Origin of the sequence: Bacteriovorax sp. PP10, from assembly GCF_035013165.1 — a bacterium.
Taxonomy (GTDB): Bacteria; Bdellovibrionota; Bacteriovoracia; order Bacteriovoracales; family Bacteriovoracaceae; genus Bacteriovorax; species Bacteriovorax antarcticus.
This window is the reverse complement of the sequence record NZ_JAYGJQ010000001.1, coordinates 428,042-449,961: the sequence shown is the minus strand read 5'-3', so window position 1 is coordinate 449,961 and position 21,920 is coordinate 428,042. Positions and strand designations below refer to the sequence as shown.

18 protein-coding genes are annotated in these 21,920 nt (G+C 36.2%); 3 read left to right on the top strand and 15 right to left on the bottom strand.

All coding sequences use genetic code 11. The features are described 5' to 3' along the window. Position 1: 1 nt before the first annotated feature. From SHI21_RS02195 to SHI21_RS02155, 9 genes are all read right to left on the bottom strand, one after another. The gene (locus SHI21_RS02195; RefSeq protein ID WP_323574479.1) at positions 2-1,243 is read right to left on the bottom strand and encodes a hypothetical protein; all 1,242 of its coding nucleotides are present in this window, start codon (positions 1,241-1,243) and stop codon (positions 2-4) included. A gap of 6 nt (positions 1,244-1,249) precedes the next feature. Next, positions 1,250-2,179, bottom strand: a complete 930-nt coding sequence (locus SHI21_RS02190; RefSeq protein WP_323574478.1) for a hypothetical protein — start codon at positions 2,177-2,179, stop codon at positions 1,250-1,252. Then, complete coding sequence (locus SHI21_RS02185; RefSeq protein ID WP_323574477.1) at positions 2,176-3,258, bottom strand: radical SAM protein; 1,083 nt, start codon at positions 3,256-3,258, stop codon at positions 2,176-2,178. Before SHI21_RS02185 ends, SHI21_RS02190 begins: the two co-directional genes overlap by 4 nt. 1 nt (position 3,259) lies before the next feature. Then, positions 3,260-3,934, bottom strand: a complete 675-nt coding sequence (locus tag SHI21_RS02180) for a hypothetical protein (protein WP_323574476.1) — start codon at positions 3,932-3,934, stop codon at positions 3,260-3,262. After that, positions 3,927-5,279: a twitch domain-containing radical SAM protein gene (locus SHI21_RS02175; protein ID WP_323574475.1), complete on the bottom strand. Its 1,353-nt coding sequence runs from the start codon at positions 5,277-5,279 to the stop codon at positions 3,927-3,929. The genes SHI21_RS02180 and SHI21_RS02175 overlap by 8 nt, the downstream gene beginning before the upstream one ends. A 17-nt stretch (positions 5,280-5,296) precedes the next feature. Continuing rightward, the gene (locus SHI21_RS02170; protein WP_323574474.1) at positions 5,297-6,532 is read right to left on the bottom strand and encodes a glycosyltransferase family 2 protein; all 1,236 of its coding nucleotides are present in this window, start codon (positions 6,530-6,532) and stop codon (positions 5,297-5,299) included. Then, positions 6,529-7,539, bottom strand: a complete 1,011-nt coding sequence (locus SHI21_RS02165; protein ID WP_323574473.1) for a glycosyltransferase family 2 protein — start codon at positions 7,537-7,539, stop codon at positions 6,529-6,531. The genes SHI21_RS02170 and SHI21_RS02165 overlap by 4 nt, the downstream gene beginning before the upstream one ends. A gap of 71 nt (positions 7,540-7,610) precedes the next feature. Then, on the bottom strand, positions 7,611-8,855 hold the full coding sequence (locus tag SHI21_RS02160) for a prepilin-type N-terminal cleavage/methylation domain-containing protein (protein WP_323574472.1): 1,245 nt from the start codon (positions 8,853-8,855) through the stop codon (positions 7,611-7,613). After that, positions 8,855-10,396: a type II secretion system protein gene (locus SHI21_RS02155; RefSeq protein ID WP_323574471.1), complete on the bottom strand. Its 1,542-nt coding sequence runs from the start codon at positions 10,394-10,396 to the stop codon at positions 8,855-8,857. Before SHI21_RS02155 ends, SHI21_RS02160 begins: the two co-directional genes overlap by 1 nt. A 132-nt stretch (positions 10,397-10,528) precedes the next feature. Between SHI21_RS02155 and SHI21_RS02150 the strand changes: the two genes are divergently transcribed. After that, a complete protein-coding gene (locus tag SHI21_RS02150) occupies positions 10,529-11,833 on the top strand; it encodes a hypothetical protein (RefSeq protein ID WP_323574470.1) in 1,305 nt (434 codons plus the stop codon). A 5-nt stretch (positions 11,834-11,838) separates the two neighbouring features. On the opposite strand, the gene SHI21_RS02145 is transcribed toward SHI21_RS02150, so the two are convergent. Beyond that, positions 11,839-13,065 (bottom strand): hypothetical protein, encoded by a 1,227-nt coding sequence (locus SHI21_RS02145; RefSeq protein WP_323574469.1) that lies wholly within the window; start codon positions 13,063-13,065, stop codon positions 11,839-11,841. A 1-nt stretch (position 13,066) separates the two neighbouring features. Then, positions 13,067-14,494 (bottom strand): ArnT family glycosyltransferase, encoded by a 1,428-nt coding sequence (locus tag SHI21_RS02140; protein WP_323574468.1) that lies wholly within the window; start codon positions 14,492-14,494, stop codon positions 13,067-13,069. Positions 14,495-14,601: 107 nt separating this feature from the next. Here SHI21_RS02140 and SHI21_RS02135 point away from each other — a divergent pair, with 107 nt between their 5' ends. Further along, positions 14,602-15,603: a glycosyltransferase gene (locus SHI21_RS02135; protein WP_323574467.1), complete on the top strand. Its 1,002-nt coding sequence runs from the start codon at positions 14,602-14,604 to the stop codon at positions 15,601-15,603. Here SHI21_RS02135 and SHI21_RS02130 read toward each other — a convergent pair. After that, positions 15,549-16,664 (bottom strand): coproporphyrinogen-III oxidase family protein, encoded by a 1,116-nt coding sequence (locus SHI21_RS02130; protein WP_323574466.1) that lies wholly within the window; start codon positions 16,662-16,664, stop codon positions 15,549-15,551. The two genes, SHI21_RS02135 and SHI21_RS02130, sit on opposite strands and share 55 nt — an antisense overlap. Before the next feature lie 104 nt (positions 16,665-16,768). Between SHI21_RS02130 and SHI21_RS02125 the strand changes: the two genes are divergently transcribed. Then, positions 16,769-19,333 (top strand): M16 family metallopeptidase, encoded by a 2,565-nt coding sequence (locus SHI21_RS02125; protein WP_323574465.1) that lies wholly within the window; start codon positions 16,769-16,771, stop codon positions 19,331-19,333. Positions 19,334-19,355: 22 nt separating this feature from the next. On the opposite strand, the gene SHI21_RS02120 is transcribed toward SHI21_RS02125, so the two are convergent. From SHI21_RS02120 to SHI21_RS02110, 3 genes are all read right to left on the bottom strand, one after another. Further along, positions 19,356-19,892: a hypothetical protein gene (locus SHI21_RS02120; RefSeq protein WP_323574464.1), complete on the bottom strand. Its 537-nt coding sequence runs from the start codon at positions 19,890-19,892 to the stop codon at positions 19,356-19,358. Positions 19,893-19,994: 102 nt separating this feature from the next. Next, positions 19,995-20,756, bottom strand: coding sequence for an ABC transporter ATP-binding protein (locus tag SHI21_RS02115; RefSeq protein WP_323574463.1), 762 nt, complete (start codon positions 20,754-20,756; stop codon positions 19,995-19,997). Next, positions 20,749-21,510: an ABC transporter permease gene (locus SHI21_RS02110; RefSeq protein ID WP_323574462.1), complete on the bottom strand. Its 762-nt coding sequence runs from the start codon at positions 21,508-21,510 to the stop codon at positions 20,749-20,751. The genes SHI21_RS02115 and SHI21_RS02110 overlap by 8 nt, the downstream gene beginning before the upstream one ends. Positions 21,511-21,920 lie beyond the last annotated feature (410 nt).

The following is a 21,920-nucleotide window of genomic DNA, read 5'->3' as shown; positions in this document are numbered from 1 at the left end:
CTTAAAATTTGCAGTTATATAAGCTATTGCCTAAATTAACACATTGACCTGTCGGTTCAAGCTTATTAAAAATTGGTAATAATTTTTCACTGACAATAGCCTCATTAAGATCCAATGTGTATTCGTCTGGTTTTTCGTAATTACTTCTACAAACATAGTTACTTTCTTTGAAATAAAACTTCGGACAAATCGTCGTCATTAATCCTGTTTTATTAGATGTTCTTGGAACTTTTGAGTAATCGGTTACAAACTCAGGTCCATAAGTTTTTTGTAAAACATAAAATGAAAAAAGACAGGTTGCGACCATAACCGGAATTGAGAATTTAAATTGGAATCCTTTGCTCATGTAAAAAATTGGATAAATTAAGATTAGAAGGTAGCGTGCTTCTAGCGAAGGAGATAGCAGCATAGATTTTAAGTACGCTATCAGAAAAACAACTAAACACACTACAAACGGCATTTCTTTAAAATTTATCTTCTTTCTGCCAACAACCAAAACTGCCAACAAAATCATTGCGATATATCGTCCACCGATTAATAAATTCACGTGCCCGGCCAAATCAAAAAGTGTTGGCTTGTTTCTATAAATATGGACAGCATTGAAGTCATTCAAAAAGTCTGTAGTACAAATTACTAAGGCAACGAGAATTGCACCTAAAAAAATAATTTCTTTTTTATATTTATAATTTTTTTGTTTTAAAAATAAAAGGAAGCTTAAGACGACTGCCAATAAGGCCCCGTAGTAATGCGTGTATGTCAGAAGTAAGCAGCCTAATAAAAAATGTAATAAGTTTTTCTTAGAGAAAGACTCTTCGAGCTTTCTATAATAATAAAAACTATAGAGAGAAAATAATACGAGCAGAGAATACGGTAGAAAAAAGCATGTGTAGGCCGTTAAAAAAGGAGCAAATAAAAAAAGAATCCAAGGAGTGCTGTTGTCTGGATCTTTATAAGGGAATAGTTTCGCCCAATAATAAAGTGATCCGAGCCCTACGAGAATTGAAGGTAGCCTTAAAAAAGTTTGAGAGTAGTCTGATTTAAATGCAACAAACCAGATTAAGTAAAAAAGTGGCTGTTGAGTATCATGTACTGTGAAGAATTTCCAAAAATCAGCAAAGACCGGAAAATCGTAAAAATAATTCCAGAAATTAAGCTCATCTCCAATTAAGGGATAAGAGGCCGCAAATCCAATTCGGACTACAAGAGAAAGTGCCACAAGTATAATGAGCGTCTGTTTATTCATTTTTTATTAGTATTCTTTTTTGAAATGAGAAAGGTTAATGCTGTATTGTTCTTCCGGACCTTTTTTTAACATTGGCCCTTCTCTTTTGGGATTAAACATTACTTTCTTCATCAGTTCACTTTGAACTGAATCCAGATCAGATATAGGTATATCTAAGATCTGACGAATGTCCGAGGCCATGCGTGAATAGTGCTCAAGAAAATATCCGTCTCTAACAAAACTGAATTCTTTATTCCAGATTTCTTCAAACCATGCATAGTTTGAAATCAGGTCTATATTAAAATCCTTTTCACAAACAACTTTTAAAAATCCTAAGCGTGCCCCATATATAGCATAGAGCCCATTGGTTACATCTGCACCGACCGTAAGCCATGTAAAAAGCCTTCTCTGAGTCGATTCCGGCAGGGCATGCACTAAAGTCTGAAGGTTATCGATTCTTCCTCCCTTAGGGCCAAGTCCGAATTTAACACCTTCTCTGAAGCCTGCACGAAACGCCTGAAAAGGAGAAGAATTGCACATGCAGTATGAGTACCAGTCATTCATCTGAAAATAAGGAATTTGAAAACACCAGTCGACCAAACCTTGATCGTGGCAGTTTAAATTTTCAAAATGCTTTTTATTCCAGAGCTTCACTCCCCCATTACCGTACACCAGACCGTTGATGATATTTTTACTAGACCAACTATAAACATAAGTCGGGTCATAGTGATCTAATGTAAGTGCTGCAAAATCGTGAGTGACTTTATTATCTCCATCAACAATAAAAAAGCTATCAGTCTCCGCAATTTGCGAAGCCTGTAAATGTGATTTATCAAACCCGACCACACCGTGAACACGTTTAGCGTGAGGAAATTTCCTTTTTAAGTCTAAAAAATTTTCATCAGCATTTGGTTCATCAAAAGAGATAAAAACGATATCCAGATCTTTTACGTTCATAGGTACTGATCCTTGAATTGATCAAATGAGCTTCCACAAGTTTTAGCACATACCTGAAGTTTCCCTTCACTTATGCTCTTACATGACCAACTCTCTTGAATGGATTTAAAAAAAGGATTTTCAAGTATTGATTCTAAGGAATTAAATTTAGCATTAATAGTCTCAGGTCCCCCGTGACTATCTAGTAATTTATGTAATGGTGTCGAAGCGGCCGGAACATACCAGACATACATCTGATTCGCAGTCCAGCAGCATGGAAAAATTAATCCCTCAGAACTTACGTATAAGCTTTTTTCTTGAAGCGACTTACAAGAAACATCAGTCGTCTCGAGATAACTTTGCATACTTCCAAATTGCTTAATTAACCCTTCTTCTCTGGCCAAACTAGAATTGTGAAACTCAGGATTTACTGGTGGCTGAATTTTATAGATTGGTTGGTTTTGTTCATCCAATACATCTTGATGATCTTTTTTTTCAAGTTTTGAATTTGAAAAGAAACGTCCGGTTTTTTTAACGATAAATTTTTTAAATCCCAATTGAGCAGCTAAGGCCCTTGCTTCTTCAACTTGATGTTCGTTATGTCTGAATACAATATAGTCCCAATGTGCATTCCCACCTGCTTTTATAAAAGCTTCAGCATTACGAATGATCTTATGAAAATCTGTTCCTTTGCGATAAAGTGCATGAGTATCTGCAAGGCCATCGATTCCAAACTTGATATTACCTTTATTCTGAATGACCTCACCTAAACGAGTCCACCAACTTACATCTCTGGCCGAGCCATTAGTGTTAATCGATAAATTGATATTTGAATTAATCTCTCTGAAGTATTCTAAGATTTCCAAAGTTTCTTTTGCAACAATGGGATCACCAAAGTTACCGCAAAAAAGAGCTGATTTTAATCTATGAATTAATTCTACTGGAACAATTTTTTTGATGTCGTTTAGACTTAATTCTACCAAAGGAAGATGTGAGTTAACTTTTCCACCGGATTGATTGCGAGCACATTGAGGACAACTTGCGTTGCACTTATCAGTCACTTCAATATGAAGAGTCTCAATTGTGTTGTAGTCCAACATGTTATTTTCTTCCTATTAACATGTACCTATTATAAATATTTAGATTAAGAACACCAGAGTAATATACTTCTGAAAGCCCGCACTTCTCTGTAAATTCTTCCAATGATGACACGCAATGAGTATGCTCATTACCTTCTAAAAAATCATTATTCTGAAGAACGACTAATTTACCTGCAGGGATCAGTTCAAGCCACTTCTGGTAATCCAAATGTTCACAAGCAGTATTAATGATAGTATCTGGGCACTCGTTCTGACGGGAGCTTTTAAATCCATCCTTGATCGTAACGTAATCATGCCTGTCATAGTTAATATGAAGGATATTTAAGCATGTGGCCTTAAATTTCCATCCGTCTACAAATAGATTACGGTTGATCCACTCTGAGACTTCTACGGCCTTAAGGTCTCTATCAAATAACCTGATCCCTGAAAAATTTAAATTTTCTTCGCTGATAAATTGGGCCAGTAATCCATACCAACCTGGAGTGAGATAAATAAGCCCTAATTCAAGCGATAATTTTTTTAGTTCTGTTGCTAGCCAACGCTTGCTATGCACTTGCCCAGCAGATAGAAAATCTTCTTCTACGATAGAAGGATATTCCTGGATAGTTCTGCTTAAGTTCTTCAAGAAAACATTTTCAGGATATACATGGCAAATGCCTTTCATTAAATTATCCATGAATCATCTTTCCTATTTCTGGTATCACGGTACTAATATTTTCAGAACGCATACTATCTAGATCTTTTGTGAATCGCAAAAAGGTATCTAAGTGAGATGAGAGATCTTCATCTTCCATAAAACTTAAAAAAGAATTTAAAGTAGCCGTTGTCGTATCTACAAACTTATTAAATCTCTTGCTCGTAACATACGCTTTTCTTTCCTCTTCGAGCTTCTGGATATAATTCTTATAAATTAAAGCAAGCTCATCTTTATTTTTACGAGGCAAGATTTTAACTGAAAGATGATCTGGTTTATGAAGAGGGTGTGTTTTTAATTTAACTTTATAGAATGAAGAATTTTTAGGCATAAGAAATTCATTCTTAATCCATTCGAATACCTCAACTATATGATAAGCATTATAAGCTTGGTAAGTAAGAGAAAACCATACTTCAAAATTATCATTCAGATTATAATCCATTAATTTTTTAAAATTAAATTCAATCTGCTCCCACTTACTGGGTGAGCGAATATAGTCATTAACCTTTTTTACTCCATCAATACTAATACCAACTCTCACTTTCTTGAAATGCTTCCAAAGTTCTAAAACTTCGTCCGGCAACAGTGTTAGATTTGTATTGTATTCAAGGGTGATATTCCCAGCAACATTTCGAGCAATACACTCTCTTAAAATCTCCACATGCCCCATAACTAAAAGCGGCTCTCCACCAACAATATAAATATATTCTAGCTCCGAGAGATTGGCCTTAATCTCACTCCATGAATTATCTTCATCCACCCATTTATACTGTTGAGTTTCTGCTATCCATTTCCCTTTGGAATTCTGGCTTAATTGAACCTCTTCACCACCATCAGTAAACATAGTCTGCTGCCAGACTTTTACGTAGTCGTCATACCAAAACTCACTATCTGTAGGTCCGCACATTCTGCATTTTAAATTACAGCGATTGCTGAATCTTAAATCCATAAAACGCACTGGAGTCTTTTCTAATTGCAGACTACCATCTGCATTTGTCAGCGCGCGCGCCTGCTCTAGTGAGAGTACACTCGCTGCCCTTTCTTTTTCATACTGCCTACGCGAGTGCATACCTGCTAGATCTTCTTTGTCACATCTAATGCATGTAGAATGAGTTTCATTATTTAGCATCGACAGACGAACTTCACTCATCAGCTGACTTTGTCTGGCATGAGAAATGGAATCTGTCGCAATATTGAATTTTGTCTGATCAGTTTTTCTAAGAAGCCCTCGCTCATCTGAAGCATTGGCATGGCAACAGACTCGAAAGTCCCCGTTATTTTTTAATGCTACATAAGACCAGGGTACAGGGCAGAATTTTTTATTCATAATAATTCTCCTGTGCCTTATGCTTTCTGATTAAGTAGATCTCTTACGTTTAAAACTTTTTTATGTAATTCAATACTTCCTAAATTTACAAATTCATTTTTTTTGATATTTAGAGCGTAAAGAACAGCATCATCCTGAAGGACAAAGCGAACATTTTCATTAATTTTAATTTCGCCTTCTTGAATAAAGAAGCTGAAATTATCATCGAGGTTGAATTCAAACTTTTCTTTAACGACTAAAGATCGATCTAATAAATCCAGACGATATTTAGGAATAAATTCACCAGGATAATTATTCTTCAGAATACCCCAGACTCTCCCGGCAGATTTAAAAGTAGAATTGATGGCCTTTAGAGAATAATAAAAATCGAAATAAATTAGTGAGCGCAAAACATTGTAAAATATTTCATCTCTTACCATCCAGAAGTTCATTCTGATTGCATCTAAATTAATAGTTTTCTTTTTAGTCTTAACCTCAGGAGTTTCTAAATTTACTGGTGAAGAATCATTTTTTTCTATCTGGTGCGAATTAAAAAACTGACGCCATTTGATGTTATAACTTTGTTTGGTGTACCCTTCGCTATAAGATCTTACGAAATACGACCACCAGCCTTCACCATGGTACTCAACGTAGGCACGCGACTCGGGAACCGCCACAAGATCATATCCTGAGACGCAAACACGTTTTGCCAGGTCTATATCCTCATGCCTTTCTAGCAAGACATCAAAGCCTCCAACTAGCTCGAAAGCTTCTCTTCGATAAATGCATGCTGCCGAATTTACCATTGGGCTTTCGAAATATTTAAGTCTCAATATGATATTAGTTTTATCAGTTGCTTCATTCTGCTGACGAATACGAAAATTATTAAGTGATGCCTGCCCATCATCGTCGGCCGGAATAACTCTTCCCTGACCGCCACCAATTGATTCTTTCTTAAATTTTACTGCCAAGTGCTTAAGCCACCCAGCATCTAAAAAAACATCTGCATCAACAAAGGCTAAAACATTCCCTTTTGAAATTTTTGCGCCATGGTTTCTTGTGTAGCTTCGGCCTTGAGTGGTTTCTTTTGTGTAGATGACTCCAGGGAAACTTTTAATAATCTCTTCTGTCTTATCTGTTGAATTATTATCGACGATGATAATTTCGTATTGGTCTTTAGGGAAATCTAAATTGGTAAGAGATGTAATACATTTCTGAATTGTTTTTTGTGCATTGTAGGCAGGGACAATAATACTTACGAAATCTGATTTCATGCTATTTCTCTTTCTTCGGTAAGGTTCGTTTTTTCCATAAAATAAATGCAAAATCCATGACAGATACCGATGAAATAATTAATGGATGTGAAGAAATACCAGGCAATTGACTTAAGGGAAAAGGAAACTCCCCTTTGAAGGAATAAGAATTGGAAGAATCTAATATTTATCACGAACCACAGTATAAAAATTCCTAAGCTTAAAAAAGGAGCTATAGGAGAAATCATTAATACAATCATTGATAAAATAACACTAATTTTTTGCAGCTTTGAAGTATGACCAAAACTCTCTTTGCTATATAAAGTATTCCAGCGATTAAAACCTAAAAAAGCACGTGCAAAAAAAGATGAGATAAGGAAGTCGTTGCGAATAAGGCTTTTCAAACTATATTCTTTAAGATGTTTCACCTTCAACTCACTTAGCGAGTGAATCGTGAACCCTGATTTTTTCTGTTGATAGCCCCATAATGAATCTTCTGTAAGTCGTATCTCTTCAGGCCATGGAGTATAATTCTTGCTTCTCGTTGCACAGAAAGATCCATAGACATAATTTACCGATAAACTTCCTGCTGAGATAATGTAATTCATATAAAGGTTTTTAAAGTCAGTAAAAAATCCTAATTGTAAATTTTCAAGATCTACATTTGCCGTAATTGTTTGAATATTTTCATTATTCTGAAAATATGATCTTACATTTTCAATGTTCTCTTTAGAGATCAAAACATCTGAATCAATAAAGACCAGGATATCTTTACTTGAAATTTTTGCTCCATGGTTTCGTGCATGAGCTGCCCCACCATTCTTTTGGAGATTGATAATTTTACAATTATGTTGAGATGCTATTTTTTGAGTTGAATCTGAAGAAGCATCATTTACTAAAATAATTTCATCATCTAAAGATACTAAAGCAGTTATCGCTTTTAAACATTCTCTAAGATTTTTTTCTGCATTGTATGCGGGAATGATAAATGAAATTGAAAGAATCACATGCCCTGCCAGGATTTTCACCAGTGAAATACAACTGAAATTACATTACCTAGAAGCAAAGGCAGTGTCAAAATGAGAGAGCTATTCAATATTTAATTATTCACTTTACACTTAGCAGTACCATTAACATTTAGTCCGATCATTACCTCAGTAGGACCGCAGCTGGCCGGTATAGTCTGGTCTACGCAACCCCCAACAGCAGCGGGAGAGCCATCACTTTGAGCTGCTTGTAAATATTTTCCGGCCGGGCATCCAGCAAGTTTTACGAAATCCTTGCATACCCCCTGAAAGGTATTTTTATCTATTTTTTGAATGTCATAAACATACTGATTGGCAGCGCATATTGTTTCAATATGTTTTGGAATACACTCAAGAGAACCATCGGTTCTTATGCTTCTTAAAACTTGATCAGCATCTGGGCAATTAAGAGTAATCCCAACATAGGTAGTAGGTGTTCTACCAGCTAAAGTCGTTAGTACTTGCCCTGAACTGTAAAATTGCGCAAGAGAAACACACTCAGCTGCGCCTGTTGTACCGTTAACCTTATTTACATACGACCAGTCCGGGCAAGGCCCCACTGAAAAAGTTTTACATTCTAAAACGACTGTATTTTTCGGAAGAGCTGAATTATATTCAGATTTAACATTTTTTAAATATTGCCCAGGCGGACATAGATTTGAAGCAACTTTTGCTCCAGCAGCATTACGAACTTCGGGCAAGTCATGAGTACATGTTCCATATAATCCATCATTCTCATTATAAGACGCTCCCGATTGTGTTTCCGGTGGTCCCTCGTATCCCTTACAACTAGCTGCAACTGCCTTTCTAGTTGCACCTGTCATGTCTATATAACAACCAGTAATCTTATCACCCGCAGTATTTTTATTAATAAAGAGATCAAGAGTAAATGTGTATAACCTTTTTTTACTAACCTTATCCAAGTTAGCCTTTAGTGTATAATCCACTTTTAGCTTTAAAATATTACTTCCCGGGACAGAAGATGAAGAAATATCAGTAATGCTAAATTCTTTTGCTGGTCCAAATGTGGAACCCGGTTTAACTACTACTGCTCCACCAGAAGAAAATATCTGAATATTATTTCTCACGATAAGCGTATCAGTTGGAAATGTTTTTTTGCATCCTTGAGGATTAACAAGCTGGGCAGCAATTAAACTTTTTAAAGTTGAAGATTCAGAGGCTACAACTGTAATGTTAGAAGCCTGCCTTGTATTTCTTAACGAAGTCACTGCAACGAGAGCAATCCCTCCAGCAATACCGCCAGCAATAAGAAGTTCAACTAATGTAAAACCTTTATTATTTCTAATCAATTTTTTCATTACTTGCACCCTATAGTGTCTTGCCTAGTCGTTAGAGTAACACCGGCATACGCATCACATCTTCCCTGAGTTCCAGGAGTCCCTACCCAACTTAAGCAAGAAACTGTCCTTGAACCTTGGTCCCCATATGGACCATTCCCAAGCCATGGAGCAATACTTCTATATTGCGTCCATTGATTACAATAGAAAGTATTACTAGTATCTCTGCAACCAACTTCCCACTGTGCCCCAAAAGATGAACATCTATTCCAGCCTCCAGGGCAACTGCCCCCATTAAATATACAGTGACTATTTGCGCCAGTATATATTTGTCCTCCGGCCGCCCTACAATCATTGTAAGTCTTAGTACTACCTCCGCACTTGAGACCTGTATTGATTTTTTCACAGTCAGGAGTTCCATCTGATTTTATACCAGTAATAGCCTCATCTATAGGACAGTCAAATGGTAAAGTGATAAATGGATCACACTTAAGTGAGCCATCATTATTAACACCATTAATATATTTACCTACACCACAACTTCCTCCAACGAATGGAGAAGCTGAACATGAGATCTTACCAGTGTTATCAATTTGGGTTGTATATTGACCATTCGGGCATGGGCCAGGTGTCGTGATTTTTGTGCACAAAATAGTTCCACTAGCATCAAATCCTCTAAATGCACTTAACTCTGGTTGTGTAGCTGTCCCACAATCTAATCTTCTACAAGTGAATGCACCGCCAACTTTCAAGAGAACTTCGCCTGCTGCACATGATGGAAAAATAGTCTCGCACATAACCTTTCCAGCGCTATCAAAACCAGAGACTGCTTGCCCGTCAGGACAATCTTCACTCACTTTTCCACACTCAAATTCAATCTGCTTCGATGCATTTGCTGTAACTTTTTTTAAAAATTCTCCAGGAGCACAACTAAGAGGCTTAACGATATGCTCACATACTCCATAAGGTGGATTACGATTGGGATTATAAAAAGCTGTAGTGCCTTTGCAAGCTTGCTGAACTGCCGTCTTTATAACCAAGTCATAGTTCGCGAAACAATATTCGATAGGAGTTCCACTGTCCCCTTGTAAGATCGTATTAATTGGAATTTCTCTTTTTGGTCCACCCAAAAGCATGTCCACTCCAAATCTCTTTTTTTGGAATGATAGAATCAAAACCATTTCATTATCACTTCTCATTTTAGTTTCGATATTCTGAACTTTTACTTCCCCACCAGGTCCAGTCATCTCGCCTTTTACAATTAATTTATCCAAATTTATGTCTACAAGTACATTGTAAGAAGCATTTTGAACTTGCCCGCCAAAGTTTTTGGAGCATACTGAAGTTGTTCCAATTGCTGAGATAATTTTATTTGTAATGTTATTAATTTCTGCATCAGCGGCCATATCTGTGGCGCTTTTAGATGACAACTTAAGTTGGCTAACTGTGGCCATGATCACTATTCCCAAAATAGCGACAGAGACCATTACCTCAGCTAGTGAAAAACCTTTTTCCAGTGACTTGGAGCTAAATCCAGTCAATTTTCTTAAAAAATTCTTCATTAAGAACCCTTGTGCTTAAACCGGCTTAAAACAGTAGTATAGTTAATTGTATTATATAATAAATATTATTTTTTTCATAATTTATATTATCATTAGAAATTATAAGGTTTAAAAACAATAGCAGTAAAAAACATGTTTCGATTAGATCAAAAAGGTGTCTCATTACCTATAGTATTAGCAATACTCGCTCTTGTTATTGCTAACACGTACTATTTCATGGATGTGGAGAAAAATACCAAAGATCAGAGTATAAAACGTGGCGCAGAGATTGAAGACAATACTGAAAAAATACGTTTAGCCTCTTTTCTCTCTGATGTAAGTGTCTGTTCAAGTATAAATACTCCGCCTCCTCCTGCGGGAAAAGAGAATGATGTTTTCGGAGGTAAAACTATTAGTCAAATTAACCTCGCAGGTACTAATCCACTAAAAAAAGCAGGTATTGAATTTTTAAAGATGGCCATTCCAACAGGCCCAGCAAATAAACCTAACTTTCTACCTGTTTACGGCAGAGGTTCATTAAAGTTACTCCACTATGAAATTGTTGCAAATCCTCAACCAGCGCTACCTGCTCCACAGATACCTATTGAAAAATTATATTACCTTAAAGTTACTTACACGATTATTGATCGCTCTGATTTACAAAGCGATACAGGTAAAACTAAAGTTATTCGTCTTCCTCTTTATCTAGTTTTTAATGCTGGAAATCCTAACAATATTATTAATACTTGTTTTACAGAAGCAGATGAAGGGCTTAATACTGTAACAAATGCAGTAACTGAATCCTGTAAAGGAACTACCGCACGTCTTGTTACCAACGGCCTTCTAGAATGCCAACATGAACAAAATCCTCAAACTTGCGGCAATAGTGAAGTTTTAGTTGGAGTCAAACTCACAGCTGATAACCCTTCTATTGGAAAACAAGAATATGTATGTGACTATCCAAAAAATACAGCTGTTACGGCGGGCACCTACTGTGGCGCAAGGGAACTTTTATCAGATTTACAAGCTAATGATAAATTCATTTGTTCAACAACGGATCCTGTCTGTGCCTCAGGTCAGATGTTTGTTATGGTGGGGGCGACAATAAAACCTAACTGTGTACCAAGCTGTGCTGCAAATGAACTGTTTAAGTCAGTTGGAAGTTCAGGCGTTCCAACTTGTATTCCTAGACCAAAACAATGTCCTGTTGGTCAATATACAAAAACAATTTCGAAAGGTGGGGAGATCACATGTGAAGCCTACACTGTTCTTAATAAAACATGCAGTGCTGGTAAGGTCGCCGCTGACATAGATCCTACAGCTGGTGCTGCGGCATCTGGTGACACGGCACTGGGATGCAGAGTCATCACTAAAGACAAAGTATGTCCTGGTGTAACAACTGAGACCACTTTTGTACAATCACTTGCGACGGTAACCCCTGCTTGCAAGACTTTCTAAAAAATCTAATCTTCAAACTCTTCATTTACTAGAGGAGTTTGACTTTTACTTAATTCTTTATAAATTCTTTCAACTTCAACCATATCTCCATTTTGAGCAGCGATGCTTACAAGTAATCGATACCATCTCTCGTTGGGAAATTTACTCTTTTGCTTATTAATAAACTCTTTTGCGCTTTCAAACTTTTCATTACTCACCAAGATCTCGGCATACTTTAGCTTTAGAACTTCTTCATCATTATAATTCTCAGGTAAGAAACCAATTGAATAAGTCCATTCATTTACAATGTTTTGAAAATTCTTTTGGATAAGAACTGTAGATCCAACCCAATATAATCCAATAAAAATCACAATTGCTTTATTAATATTTTTCTTACCTTCTAACTTAGACATTAAGAAAGCAATCGATAACAAAAATGACAATAAGATTAAAGGGTAAAAGGAAGGTAAGTAATAATAGAAAGATGCTTCCGTCTCATAAATCTGCTTAAAAGGGACAAATGATCCCACTAAAGAAACAAGTAAAAAGCTAAAAACAATTCTTGCGATCTCATTCTTCTTTAAAGCAAATAAGCATGCAATCAAAATGATTGCGAACATACTTACATCTACCTTATTAAGAAATGGTGTAATTGTCGCAATATTCAATAGTGTGAAATTCAATGGAACAATAAGATTCTTAAACATCAAAGGAATTGTCTTAAATTGAGACAGCAAAAACATTGGTTGCTTAAAAAATAATGGGCTTACATATAAAAAAATAATCAAAGAAGCAGACATAGAAAGTGCTTTTTGCATTAAGGAAACTTTCTTATTTCTCAACAATAAAAAACTTAAAAAAATTAATTTGGTATTCAAAAGAATTCCAATTAGTAAAAAACTTAAGGCCCTCCACCACTTATTGGCCTGATAAGAATAAAAGAATAAGAGGATAAACATTTCTGCTAAAAGCACTTGGAACTGAATACGATAAACAAAAACATCTACGTGACTTGAAGAAGCTAAGTATAAAAATGCTGTTGAAAATGAAATGAACTTATTCTGAAAAAAGTTAAGAATGAGAAAATATATAATATAAGAATTAATTAAAAGAATCGGTACTGCTAAAACCTTTAACTGAACACCCCATTCCGTGTAACTCATTACACTTCCGGTAAAGCACCCACCGATCCACACCAAAACCGCAATAAGACTTAAGTAAAGTAAGTGATCTTTATAAATTGCATTATTCATTTTATCTACTCTTCATAAGATTAAAATTCTCTTCAACATCCTTCATAATATTCACCTTGAACTCTGGATTATTCCTTTCCTTCAAGAGAATTTGATTAGATTTTTCATACTCTCCTTTAAAGGTATAATGCCTGGCAAGAATGAATTTTGTAAGGATACTATCTGGATAAGACTCTATTGATTTTTCAATCATACTCACAGGGCCCGGTGTATTGATTGAAGTAGCTGATGTTTTATAAGTAAAAAAGCATATCGCAACAATCAAAAGACCTTTGATATATACTTGACGAAAACTTATCATTGAAAAACACACTAGCAGGCCTAAAATTGGAACACTTAACCAGTATTCAACGTAGTTTGAATACCTAAATATTGGTATAAAAAAAACTCCACACAAGGGCAGCAATGTAATCAGAAAAAAGGTTAATCCTAATAGAGAATTAATCTTTTTTGTTTCATAGAATCTAAAAAATAAAAAAATTATTAAAAAAACTAAAACGAGTGCCGACAATATCTCTTTATACGAGTAAGTAATCTGAGTTGACGGCTGAACCAATAAATTTTCTGAAGGATAAAAAACGTAAAGAGAGTACCTAGTGAGATTATTTAAACTTAAGGCCACTTCATTAAAAGGATCTTTATCTCTTTTGCGAGGGGGGCCTAGTTTTCTCGTCATTGGCTCAATTTTTTCTATTTTACTAAAATTCTCTTCCGCCACGGCCGGTGATATGAAATATGAAGTAACTTGTGGGTCCTGAACAAACCCTTTAATATGTGTCGCCCACCCCGTTAACAAAACCGAATAAACACATATCAAAAGATATGGCACCATCTTGGCCTTATCTTTATAAAAAATCATCATCAATCCAATTGGTGCAAATGCCGATTTAGATAGCAACGATAGTCCAAAAAATAACACGGAAATCCAATAACGATACTTAGAACCATCTTTCAAATGATCCAGGAAGAGTCCTAGCGATATTAGAAAAAAGAAAATGCACATTAACGTCTTAAGCTGAATAATCCAACTAACTGTAAAAAAGTTAAGTGGATGAACCAAGTAGAGCAAAGCAATAAGAAGTGTATTAGATCCACCCAGCTTCTTTAAAATTTTATAAATTAAGAATCCATTACAAGAATGGAGAACAACACTGGTTAAGTGATAATAAAAGGTATTATCTCCCCAGGCCTTATACATCAAACTCAAAGTCGTAAAAAATACCGGCCAAGACCTGCGATGAATTCCAAAAAGCCAATATTCCCATGGCCTAACATTTTTAATCGCCCATGACCTGAAAAGGAAAACCCAATCATCCCAAAGAGGATCTGATTTTAAAGTCGGATAATAAATAACCAGCGAGACCGCTAAAAAAAATAGCAGGACAAGTAAGCTCTTCAGACCGATTTTATTTTTAAGAAATTGTTGCATGAAATCCTTTCAAGACTCTTTATACGGTATAAAAAATTATCTTCTCTAATGACATTTTTTGCAAGTTTACAAATGACATCTCCTCCTACTTTGCATAATCTAGCGATATGAAATTTAGCATCATTATTGTGACCTATAACAGACATAAGGAGTTGTTCAACTGCCTCGAGTCCATCACTCGAACACTGACACCTCATCCTTACGAAGTTATCGTTATTTTCAATGGCGACCGCACCTACATGGAAAAGTGCTCACAGACTTTCAAAAAATTCTCTCTGCACTTTATCCACAAGACCACTCCATCGGCTGCCCGCAATTTAGGTATAAGTAAGGCCCGTGGCGAGTACGTCTTCTTTTTAGATGACGACTGCACTCTTCCAGAAACCTATTTCTCTCTAGTCGACTTCACCCAAAATTGGGACGTCCTGGGTGGCCCGGATCAAACTCCTCAAGTATCCTCAACGCTTCAAAGCACAATAGGCAGAGCTCTCTCTTCACCTTTATGCATGGGTCCGACTTACAAGAGACATACAATCCGTGGCGGATACTTAAGCAGCACTTCAGAAAAATCTTTGATTCTTTGCAACCTGTGGTTTAAAAAATCACTTTTTACAGAAGAGCGTTTCCAATTTAATCCTGAACTTTTTAGAAATGAAGAAAACTATCTTTTAAAAGAACTTAAAAATAGTGAAAAGGTCCTTCACCACTCGCCTCACTTATTTGTTTATCATCAACGAAAAAACAACTTAGAGAGCTTGGGTTCGGCCATTATTAAAAGCGGTGAATGCAGAATTCAAAACATCGCACTTCTTCCACAAAAGAAGGAAGCTTTCTATCTACTTCCATTATTGTGGTTAGGGCTTTTATGCTGGATGACTTTCCACCCTCAAAGTATTTTAACAAACGCTTTCATCGTTTACACCGCACTTGTGGCCCTTTACTACGTAGTGACATATAAAGCTTTCAGCTTCAGGTACATCTTTCTTCACTATTTTATCTTGGGAACCTATTCAATAGGTTTAATCAAAGGTATTTGGAAATTTTATCCAATGTTCTATAGCAACTTAAGAGAAAATAAGTCACTCATCAAAGAATCTAGCAGCAAGTAACCTTTACTCGTTACATACACATGGCCAGCAGGATTCACTTCAACGTAAGCGGCATTCTTCCATTTCTCAATCAATTGGTCATAACCAGGTTTGCCCTGAAATAACTCCGGAGCTAGTCCTTCCGAAGATCTCATCGCCATATAAATCTTCTCTAACTTAAAAGCTTCTTCATCAAGATTTTCAATCTCAACCTTCGCTTCTTTCGTTTTCCACTTATAACGAACTCGACTCTCAGAATAAAACCCAGTCGCAGATGGGCCAACGGCAGCCACAGACTCCGACTTCCAGTAATTCAAATTATGTTTTGATTCATATCCAGGCAGAGCAAAGTTAGAAACCTCATAATGCAAGAAGCCTTTAGACTTCAAAAAGTCTGCAACCTGCATATACTCTTTTTCAATCCACTCTTCATTGGGAAGATGAGCATAATGAGTATAGTTATCTTTAACCGTTAAAATATAAACACTGAAATGTTTCGGATTATACTTAAGTGCTCTTTCAAGCTCATCAATAACATCACGGCTTGTTTCCTTCGAATATGGAAGTCCAAGCATGAAATCCATTGAATAATTCACTTTCTTTTTATTGAAATACTCCAAAGTCTCAAAAACATCTTCCAGAGTATGAACGCGATCCAGATATTTAATCGAATGCCCATTTAAGGACTGAATCCCCAAAGAATAACGATTCACACCAATCGCTTCCCAGCTATCAAGACTTTCAACAGTCCAGCTTCCAGGATTAACTTCCAGTGTAAATTCACAATCAGGAGCTAGTTCAATTTTGTATTCCTGCAGCAGATTCTTTAAAAATGTACTTCCTGCTTCACCCCATAAAGAAGGAGTTCCCCCTCCAATATAAAGTGTCTTCAATGGCCCCCACGAACAACCGTTCATTTTCATCAGGTTTTCGTGCTCAATCATCGCGGCCTTCATGTAAGAGTGAAATTCATCAATCTCCAGCGCACTATCTTTCGGAACTTTTTTATAAAAATCGCAATAGTTACATAAATGTCTGCAGAACGGGAAATGCAGATAGAGTGATTGAATTCGCTTAGACATTAAACATTACTTCCAGTTTATAGAGAAATTCTATTAGGAGATGCCTTCCATTAGGGATTATAATAAGATGTTTCGTTCTAGAATAAAAGTTTAAAGGAATTATTATGCAATACGAGATGTCCACGCTTCAAAATAAACTAAAAACTCTTTTTGTTCATTCTCCAGGCTCAACGGCCGGAACTGTACAAATTTGGTTTCGCGCAGGTAGTGCTCTTGAGAAAAAAGATCACGAAGGTATTGCTCACTTTTTAGAACACATGTTCTTTAAGGGAACAGAAACAAGACCGGGAGCAAAAATCGCTCACGAAGTAGAAACTTTTGGTGGTGAAATTAATGCATTCACATCATTTGATTACACTTGTTACTACATCAACACTCCAAACATAAAGCTTGCTGATTCAATCAACATTCTTTTAGACATGGTTTCAAATCCACTTTTTAAACAAGAAGATCTAATTCCTGAGCGAAATGTAGTTTTCGAAGAGTACAGAAGATCTATTGATAGCCCGAGCCAGTTCGCTTTTGCTAAACTTCAAAACTCAGCTTTCAGCGGAGCTTACGCTCACCAGATCCTAGGTCGCGAAGACACAATTAAAAACTTCACGCGCGAACAACTCCATTTCTTCAGAAAAAATTTCTACAACCTTTCAAATGCACTTTTAATCGTTGCTGGTGATTTAACTGATAAAACTCCAATTGTTAATACAATTGAAGGCTACAAACTTCCATCAGGGCCTGAAAGTACATTTCCAGATTTCGAACTAAAAAAATCTGCAACTGTAGACGTTCACCAAAAAGAAGTTGGGATGGCCACTTTAACTATGGTTATCAAGTCTCCTACTTATTCTGAAAAAGAAGCTGCTAGTGAAGATCTTGCAATCAACTGTCTTGGCTTCGGTGAAACTTCAAGGTTATATGATTCACTTGTTCTGGATAAATCTCTGGCAAACGTGGCCTCAGCATCAACAATGTTTATGGCAAAAGGTGGAGCTCACTTTATCCGCTTAGTATTCCCTCACAAAAACATGACAGAACTTCTTAAAAAGTTCTTAGTTACAATTACTGAAGCAATCGAGAATGGATTGAGCTCAGAAGAAATCGCTAAAATTAAAAACCAGTACCTTTCGTCTAAAATTTACGAAATGGAGTCTATTGAGTCTTTCGCATTCTCACTAGGTCACAGCTACGCTCAAAACGGTGACATCAAGTGTGAAGAAGAATTCATCGAAAGAATCAAAGGAACTTCTTCAAATGCTGTTAACCAATCTTTAAAGAAAATTTTCTCTAAAGACGTTCACATCAGCATGCAGCTACCAAAAGAAGCTGATGCTAAAAAAGCGAAGAAGGAACTAGAAGCTTTCCAAAAGAAAATGAAAGCTCTAAAAACAAATCTGACTGGTGAATCAAAAACTAAGCACAAGATTGAAAAATCTAAATACGATCAGCAGGTTCAATTAATTACAATTAAGCCAGGTGTTTCGTTAATTTATCGTCAGAATAAAATGACTCCGACTTTCGTTCTTCAGGCCTACCTTCGCGGTGGTATTACTGAAGAAACAGCTAAAAATAACGGTGCTTACCATTTACTAAGCTCAATGCTTACAAAAGGTCACAATAAAATTAGCTACGATAAAATCAAAAAGGCCCTTGAAGAAAAATCATCAAGCATCTCTGGATTCTCTGGAAAAAATGCTTATGGTCTTTTAATGCACGGATTAAGTGACAACTTCCAGGATCTATTCCCACACTTCGAAGGAGCTTTCACTTCTCCAGACATGCCAGCAAAATTCTTAACTCATGAAAAACAACTTGCTCAAAGAGCTCTTGTTAATCAAAAAGAAGATCCTGTTAAGCAATGCTTTAAAGAAGTTCAAAGATTATTCTTCGGGACTCACCCATACGCTCTAAGCCCAATTGGAACAGAGAAGACTTTAAAAGCGATTACTCAGAAATCTCTTATTGATACTCATAAGAAGAACCTGAAAACGAAAGAAATCGTTCTTACTTATTGTGGTGATGCTGATCTTCCTGAAGTCTTGGGAACTCTAAAAGTTCTTTTTGATAAACTTCCAACAAGAAAATCGCAAAAGCTAAACTTCAAAAAATATACATCAACTGTTGGTGTAGAGAGATTCATTAAGTTCGACCGTGAACAAACTCAGATCTTCTACGGAATTCCGTGTGGAAAAATGGGAACACCAGAGAACCTTTACTTAAAGATGTTAACGACTCACCTTTCAGGACAGTCGTCAGAACTCTTTGTTGAAGTACGTGACCGCCAAGGTCTATGTTACTCAGCTCAGCCAGTTCACTTCGCTGCCATTGAAGGTGGATACTTCGGGATCTACATGGCCTCAGGATTTGATAAAGTAAATCCAGCGATCGCTGCCATTAAGGACATCATTGAAAGAATTAAAAAAGAAGGATTACCAGAAGAAGACTTCGATAGAATTAAAAATATGATCAAAGGACAAAACCTGATCAATGTTCAAACTAACGAAGATTTCGCAAGTGTTTACTCTGTACCAGTCCTTCAGGCCCAAGGTCTGAACTACTACCACGAAGGAAACAAAGAAATTGAAAACCTAAGCTACTCTGTTTTCCAAAAGAACATCAAGACTGTTCTGTCTAAAAAATGGAATACTGTTGTTGTAGGTCGATCAAACTAATTAAAGTCATTACAGGAAAGTCTTACGAGACTTTCCTGTCTTTTAAAATCAACCACGGCATTGCCGGATCACTATCAGCAGAATATTTCTTAGACACTAAACTCATCAGCAAAGTAACATCTGAAAAATGAGAGGCCATCTTGTGATAAAACGATGGAACATCATAAGCATTCGGACAAAATGAGTTCAGCTTTGAATAAGCAATCCTGCCAACATCTTCGTAATATCTCACATCGATAATCTTCTTATTTAGTGAATCGTAAAAATACCCACAAATTAAAAGTGACATCTCTGCGATATCTTTCAAAATCGTTTTTTGCATTTCGCGAGGATACTGAGAAGACTCCATGAGTTTAATCCCAAGTATTTTTTCACGGGCCTTGCCGTTAACCTGTTCAAAGAATTTCTCAGAGTTACCAAAGTTATCCATCACCTGACTGGAATAAAAAATGGTTTCAGTTGGAAGTGGTGCGAGTGATCGATTGTTAAAATCCTGAAGATGCTCGTAGAAAAATGCTTGTAAATTAGCATCTAGAATCAATTTTGAACCTTGAGACATGGCCTGATTCCTCCTCGTCAGTTTGTTCTTAAAAAACAAACCATATTAAATATTACTACATGAGTAATATGCTTCGATATAAGGAATTTATTTCCTTCAATTTTAAAGGGGGATTCTTAGGGAGTTATAAAACTTAATTCCGTCTGATGTAGACCCATCAAAAGCAATCTGTTTATCGTGTAAGACTATGATTCGATTACAATATTTTTTGATTTCTTCGGTACTGTGACTAACAATCGCCACTGCCCCACACTTTGAAATAAGCTGCTGAATTCTCTTTTCAAGCTTCTCGCTGAAGAATTGGTCTGTACCACCAAATGCTTCATCAATGACCAAAAGATCCGTTCCTCTGAAAGTTAAAAGCGATAAAAAAAGCCTCGCCTTCATCCCGCGGCTATAGTTTTTCACTGGCGTATCAATATGTTCATGAAGTTCACTGAAATGAATGGCCTCTTCGATAAGCTCTTTTTTATCATTTACTGATAACTCGCTATAAAGCAACTCAACCAGAACAATGGCATTTTCTCTTCCAGTCAGGTCAGGATAAATGGCCACATTCCCATCAAATAAGGCCCTGGTCTCGCCATAAATTTCAACGTTATGATGCTTAATAATCCCTGATAAATAACGACACAAAGAAGTTTTCCCCACTCCATTCGTTCCCAGAATACCGATGACATCGCCTTTTTTAATATCAAGGTTAACTTTTCTCAAAACAACCATACGATCTGCATGGGTAAAAAAATAATGAAAAGGATTTTTTACGACTTCAACAAAAAAGTCACGCACCGTTCTGGAGCGATGATAAGTAGGCTCATATGAAATCGTAAAATCGTTCAATTTTAAAATGAGATCTTTAGACATTGATGTAAAAATCCTTCATTTTTTTTGTCATTAATAATTTTAAAATGCCACTACAAGTAATAATTATCCCTACTGTTATCACAAGATCTTTCGCCCACGCCCTAAGATTTAAGCTATGAAATGAATCTTGAAATAAGGCCACGATAGGATAAAAAATATTCAGATTATAAATCCATTGATACTCAGGGTTCACGTATTGGATTGTATAAAAAATGGGCGTTAGGAAAAAGGCAATATTCATCACAAAGCTGGTAACAAACTGAACGTCCCTGTAAAAGACATGCAGAAAACTTACGATGCCAGTAATAATAAAAACAAAAGGCAAAAGCACTAAAGAATTTGCAAAAAACAACAAAACTTGAAGCCCTGAAATTTTCACCAAACCAAAAGTCATAAGCGTAATAATAAGGAATAAGGCCGCAACGATGTAGTTAACAAAATTATCTAAAACCTGACTGGCAATAATATCCATAGGACTGATCTTAAATCCTAATAGTAAATCTCTGGATCCAACTAAACTTCCCGACAAGGCAGTTACAGATTGAGAAATAAAAAACCAAGGTAGAAGACCCGACAATAAAAAGGCAGGATACTGATCAATGTTAATTTTTAATATAAGTTTGAAAACCAGTGCCTGAACTGAAAAATTGATAATCGGATTAGCGATAACCCAGATAAATCCAGCAAGCGTTTTACGATACCTGGATCTCATCTGATAATAAGTTAATGTTAAAATTTTTCTTAAATAACTCATGTCAAACCAAGAAGTATTCTACACTTCGTAAAAAATCCAATTTTATAGTTAACAACTCTGCCTAAAACTTTGTCGAAGCCGAACGCATCATCACAATGCCCTTCTTTTAAGCTACGGGTTATAATGTCTCCCTTATTAAAGGTTTTATTCACATGCCAGACATAGTGACACATATAAACCGGAGTTTCTTTAAATACCAAAATATCAAACCTCTTAAGGTCCTCAAGTTTGACACTTTCAAGTATCAGCTCCGCTCCAATCTGAATTAATGGCTCCATCGAACCAGAGACGACTCTGTATTTGGTCTCCATAACTACTCACCGTGACAAGCCCATTGTTTTATGAAATTTTATCATTGGAAAGAGCGAATATAATAGAGTTAAATTAGATAATGAGATTTTTTCAGAAAG

Bases quoted from the DNA above. Each gene is read 5' to 3' on its own strand.
- SHI21_RS02155 (WP_323574471.1), bottom strand. From the start codon at position 10,396: ATGAAGAATTTTTTAAGAAAATTGACTGGATTTAGCTCCAAGTCACTG.
- SHI21_RS02180 (WP_323574476.1), bottom strand. From the start codon at position 3,934: ATGGATAATTTAATGAAAGGCATTTGCCATGTATATCCTGAAAATGTT.
- SHI21_RS02160 (WP_323574472.1), bottom strand. From the start codon at position 8,855: ATGAAAAAATTGATTAGAAATAATAAAGGTTTTACATTAGTTGAACTT.
- SHI21_RS02130 (WP_323574466.1), bottom strand. From the start codon at position 16,664: ATGTCTAAGCGAATTCAATCACTCTATCTGCATTTCCCGTTCTGCAGA.
- SHI21_RS02135 (WP_323574467.1), top strand. From the start codon at position 14,602: ATGAAATTTAGCATCATTATTGTGACCTATAACAGACATAAGGAGTTG.
- SHI21_RS02115 (WP_323574463.1), bottom strand. From the start codon at position 20,756: ATGTCTAAAGATCTCATTTTAAAATTGAACGATTTTACGATTTCATAT.
- SHI21_RS02140 (WP_323574468.1), bottom strand. From the start codon at position 14,494: ATGCAACAATTTCTTAAAAATAAAATCGGTCTGAAGAGCTTACTTGTC.
- SHI21_RS02150 (WP_323574470.1), top strand. From the start codon at position 10,529: ATGTTTCGATTAGATCAAAAAGGTGTCTCATTACCTATAGTATTAGCA.
- SHI21_RS02190 (WP_323574478.1), bottom strand. From the start codon at position 2,179: ATGAACGTAAAAGATCTGGATATCGTTTTTATCTCTTTTGATGAACCA.
- SHI21_RS02110 (WP_323574462.1), bottom strand. From the start codon at position 21,510: ATGAGTTATTTAAGAAAAATTTTAACATTAACTTATTATCAGATGAGA.
- SHI21_RS02145 (WP_323574469.1), bottom strand. From the start codon at position 13,065: ATGAATAATGCAATTTATAAAGATCACTTACTTTACTTAAGTCTTATT.
- SHI21_RS02175 (WP_323574475.1), bottom strand. From the start codon at position 5,279: ATGAATAAAAAATTCTGCCCTGTACCCTGGTCTTATGTAGCATTAAAA.
- SHI21_RS02120 (WP_323574464.1), bottom strand. From the start codon at position 19,892: ATGTCTCAAGGTTCAAAATTGATTCTAGATGCTAATTTACAAGCATTT.
- SHI21_RS02125 (WP_323574465.1), top strand. From the start codon at position 16,769: ATGCAATACGAGATGTCCACGCTTCAAAATAAACTAAAAACTCTTTTT.
- SHI21_RS02185 (WP_323574477.1), bottom strand. From the start codon at position 3,258: ATGTTGGACTACAACACAATTGAGACTCTTCATATTGAAGTGACTGAT.
- SHI21_RS02170 (WP_323574474.1), bottom strand. From the start codon at position 6,532: ATGAAATCAGATTTCGTAAGTATTATTGTCCCTGCCTACAATGCACAA.
- SHI21_RS02195 (WP_323574479.1), bottom strand. From the start codon at position 1,243: ATGAATAAACAGACGCTCATTATACTTGTGGCACTTTCTCTTGTAGTC.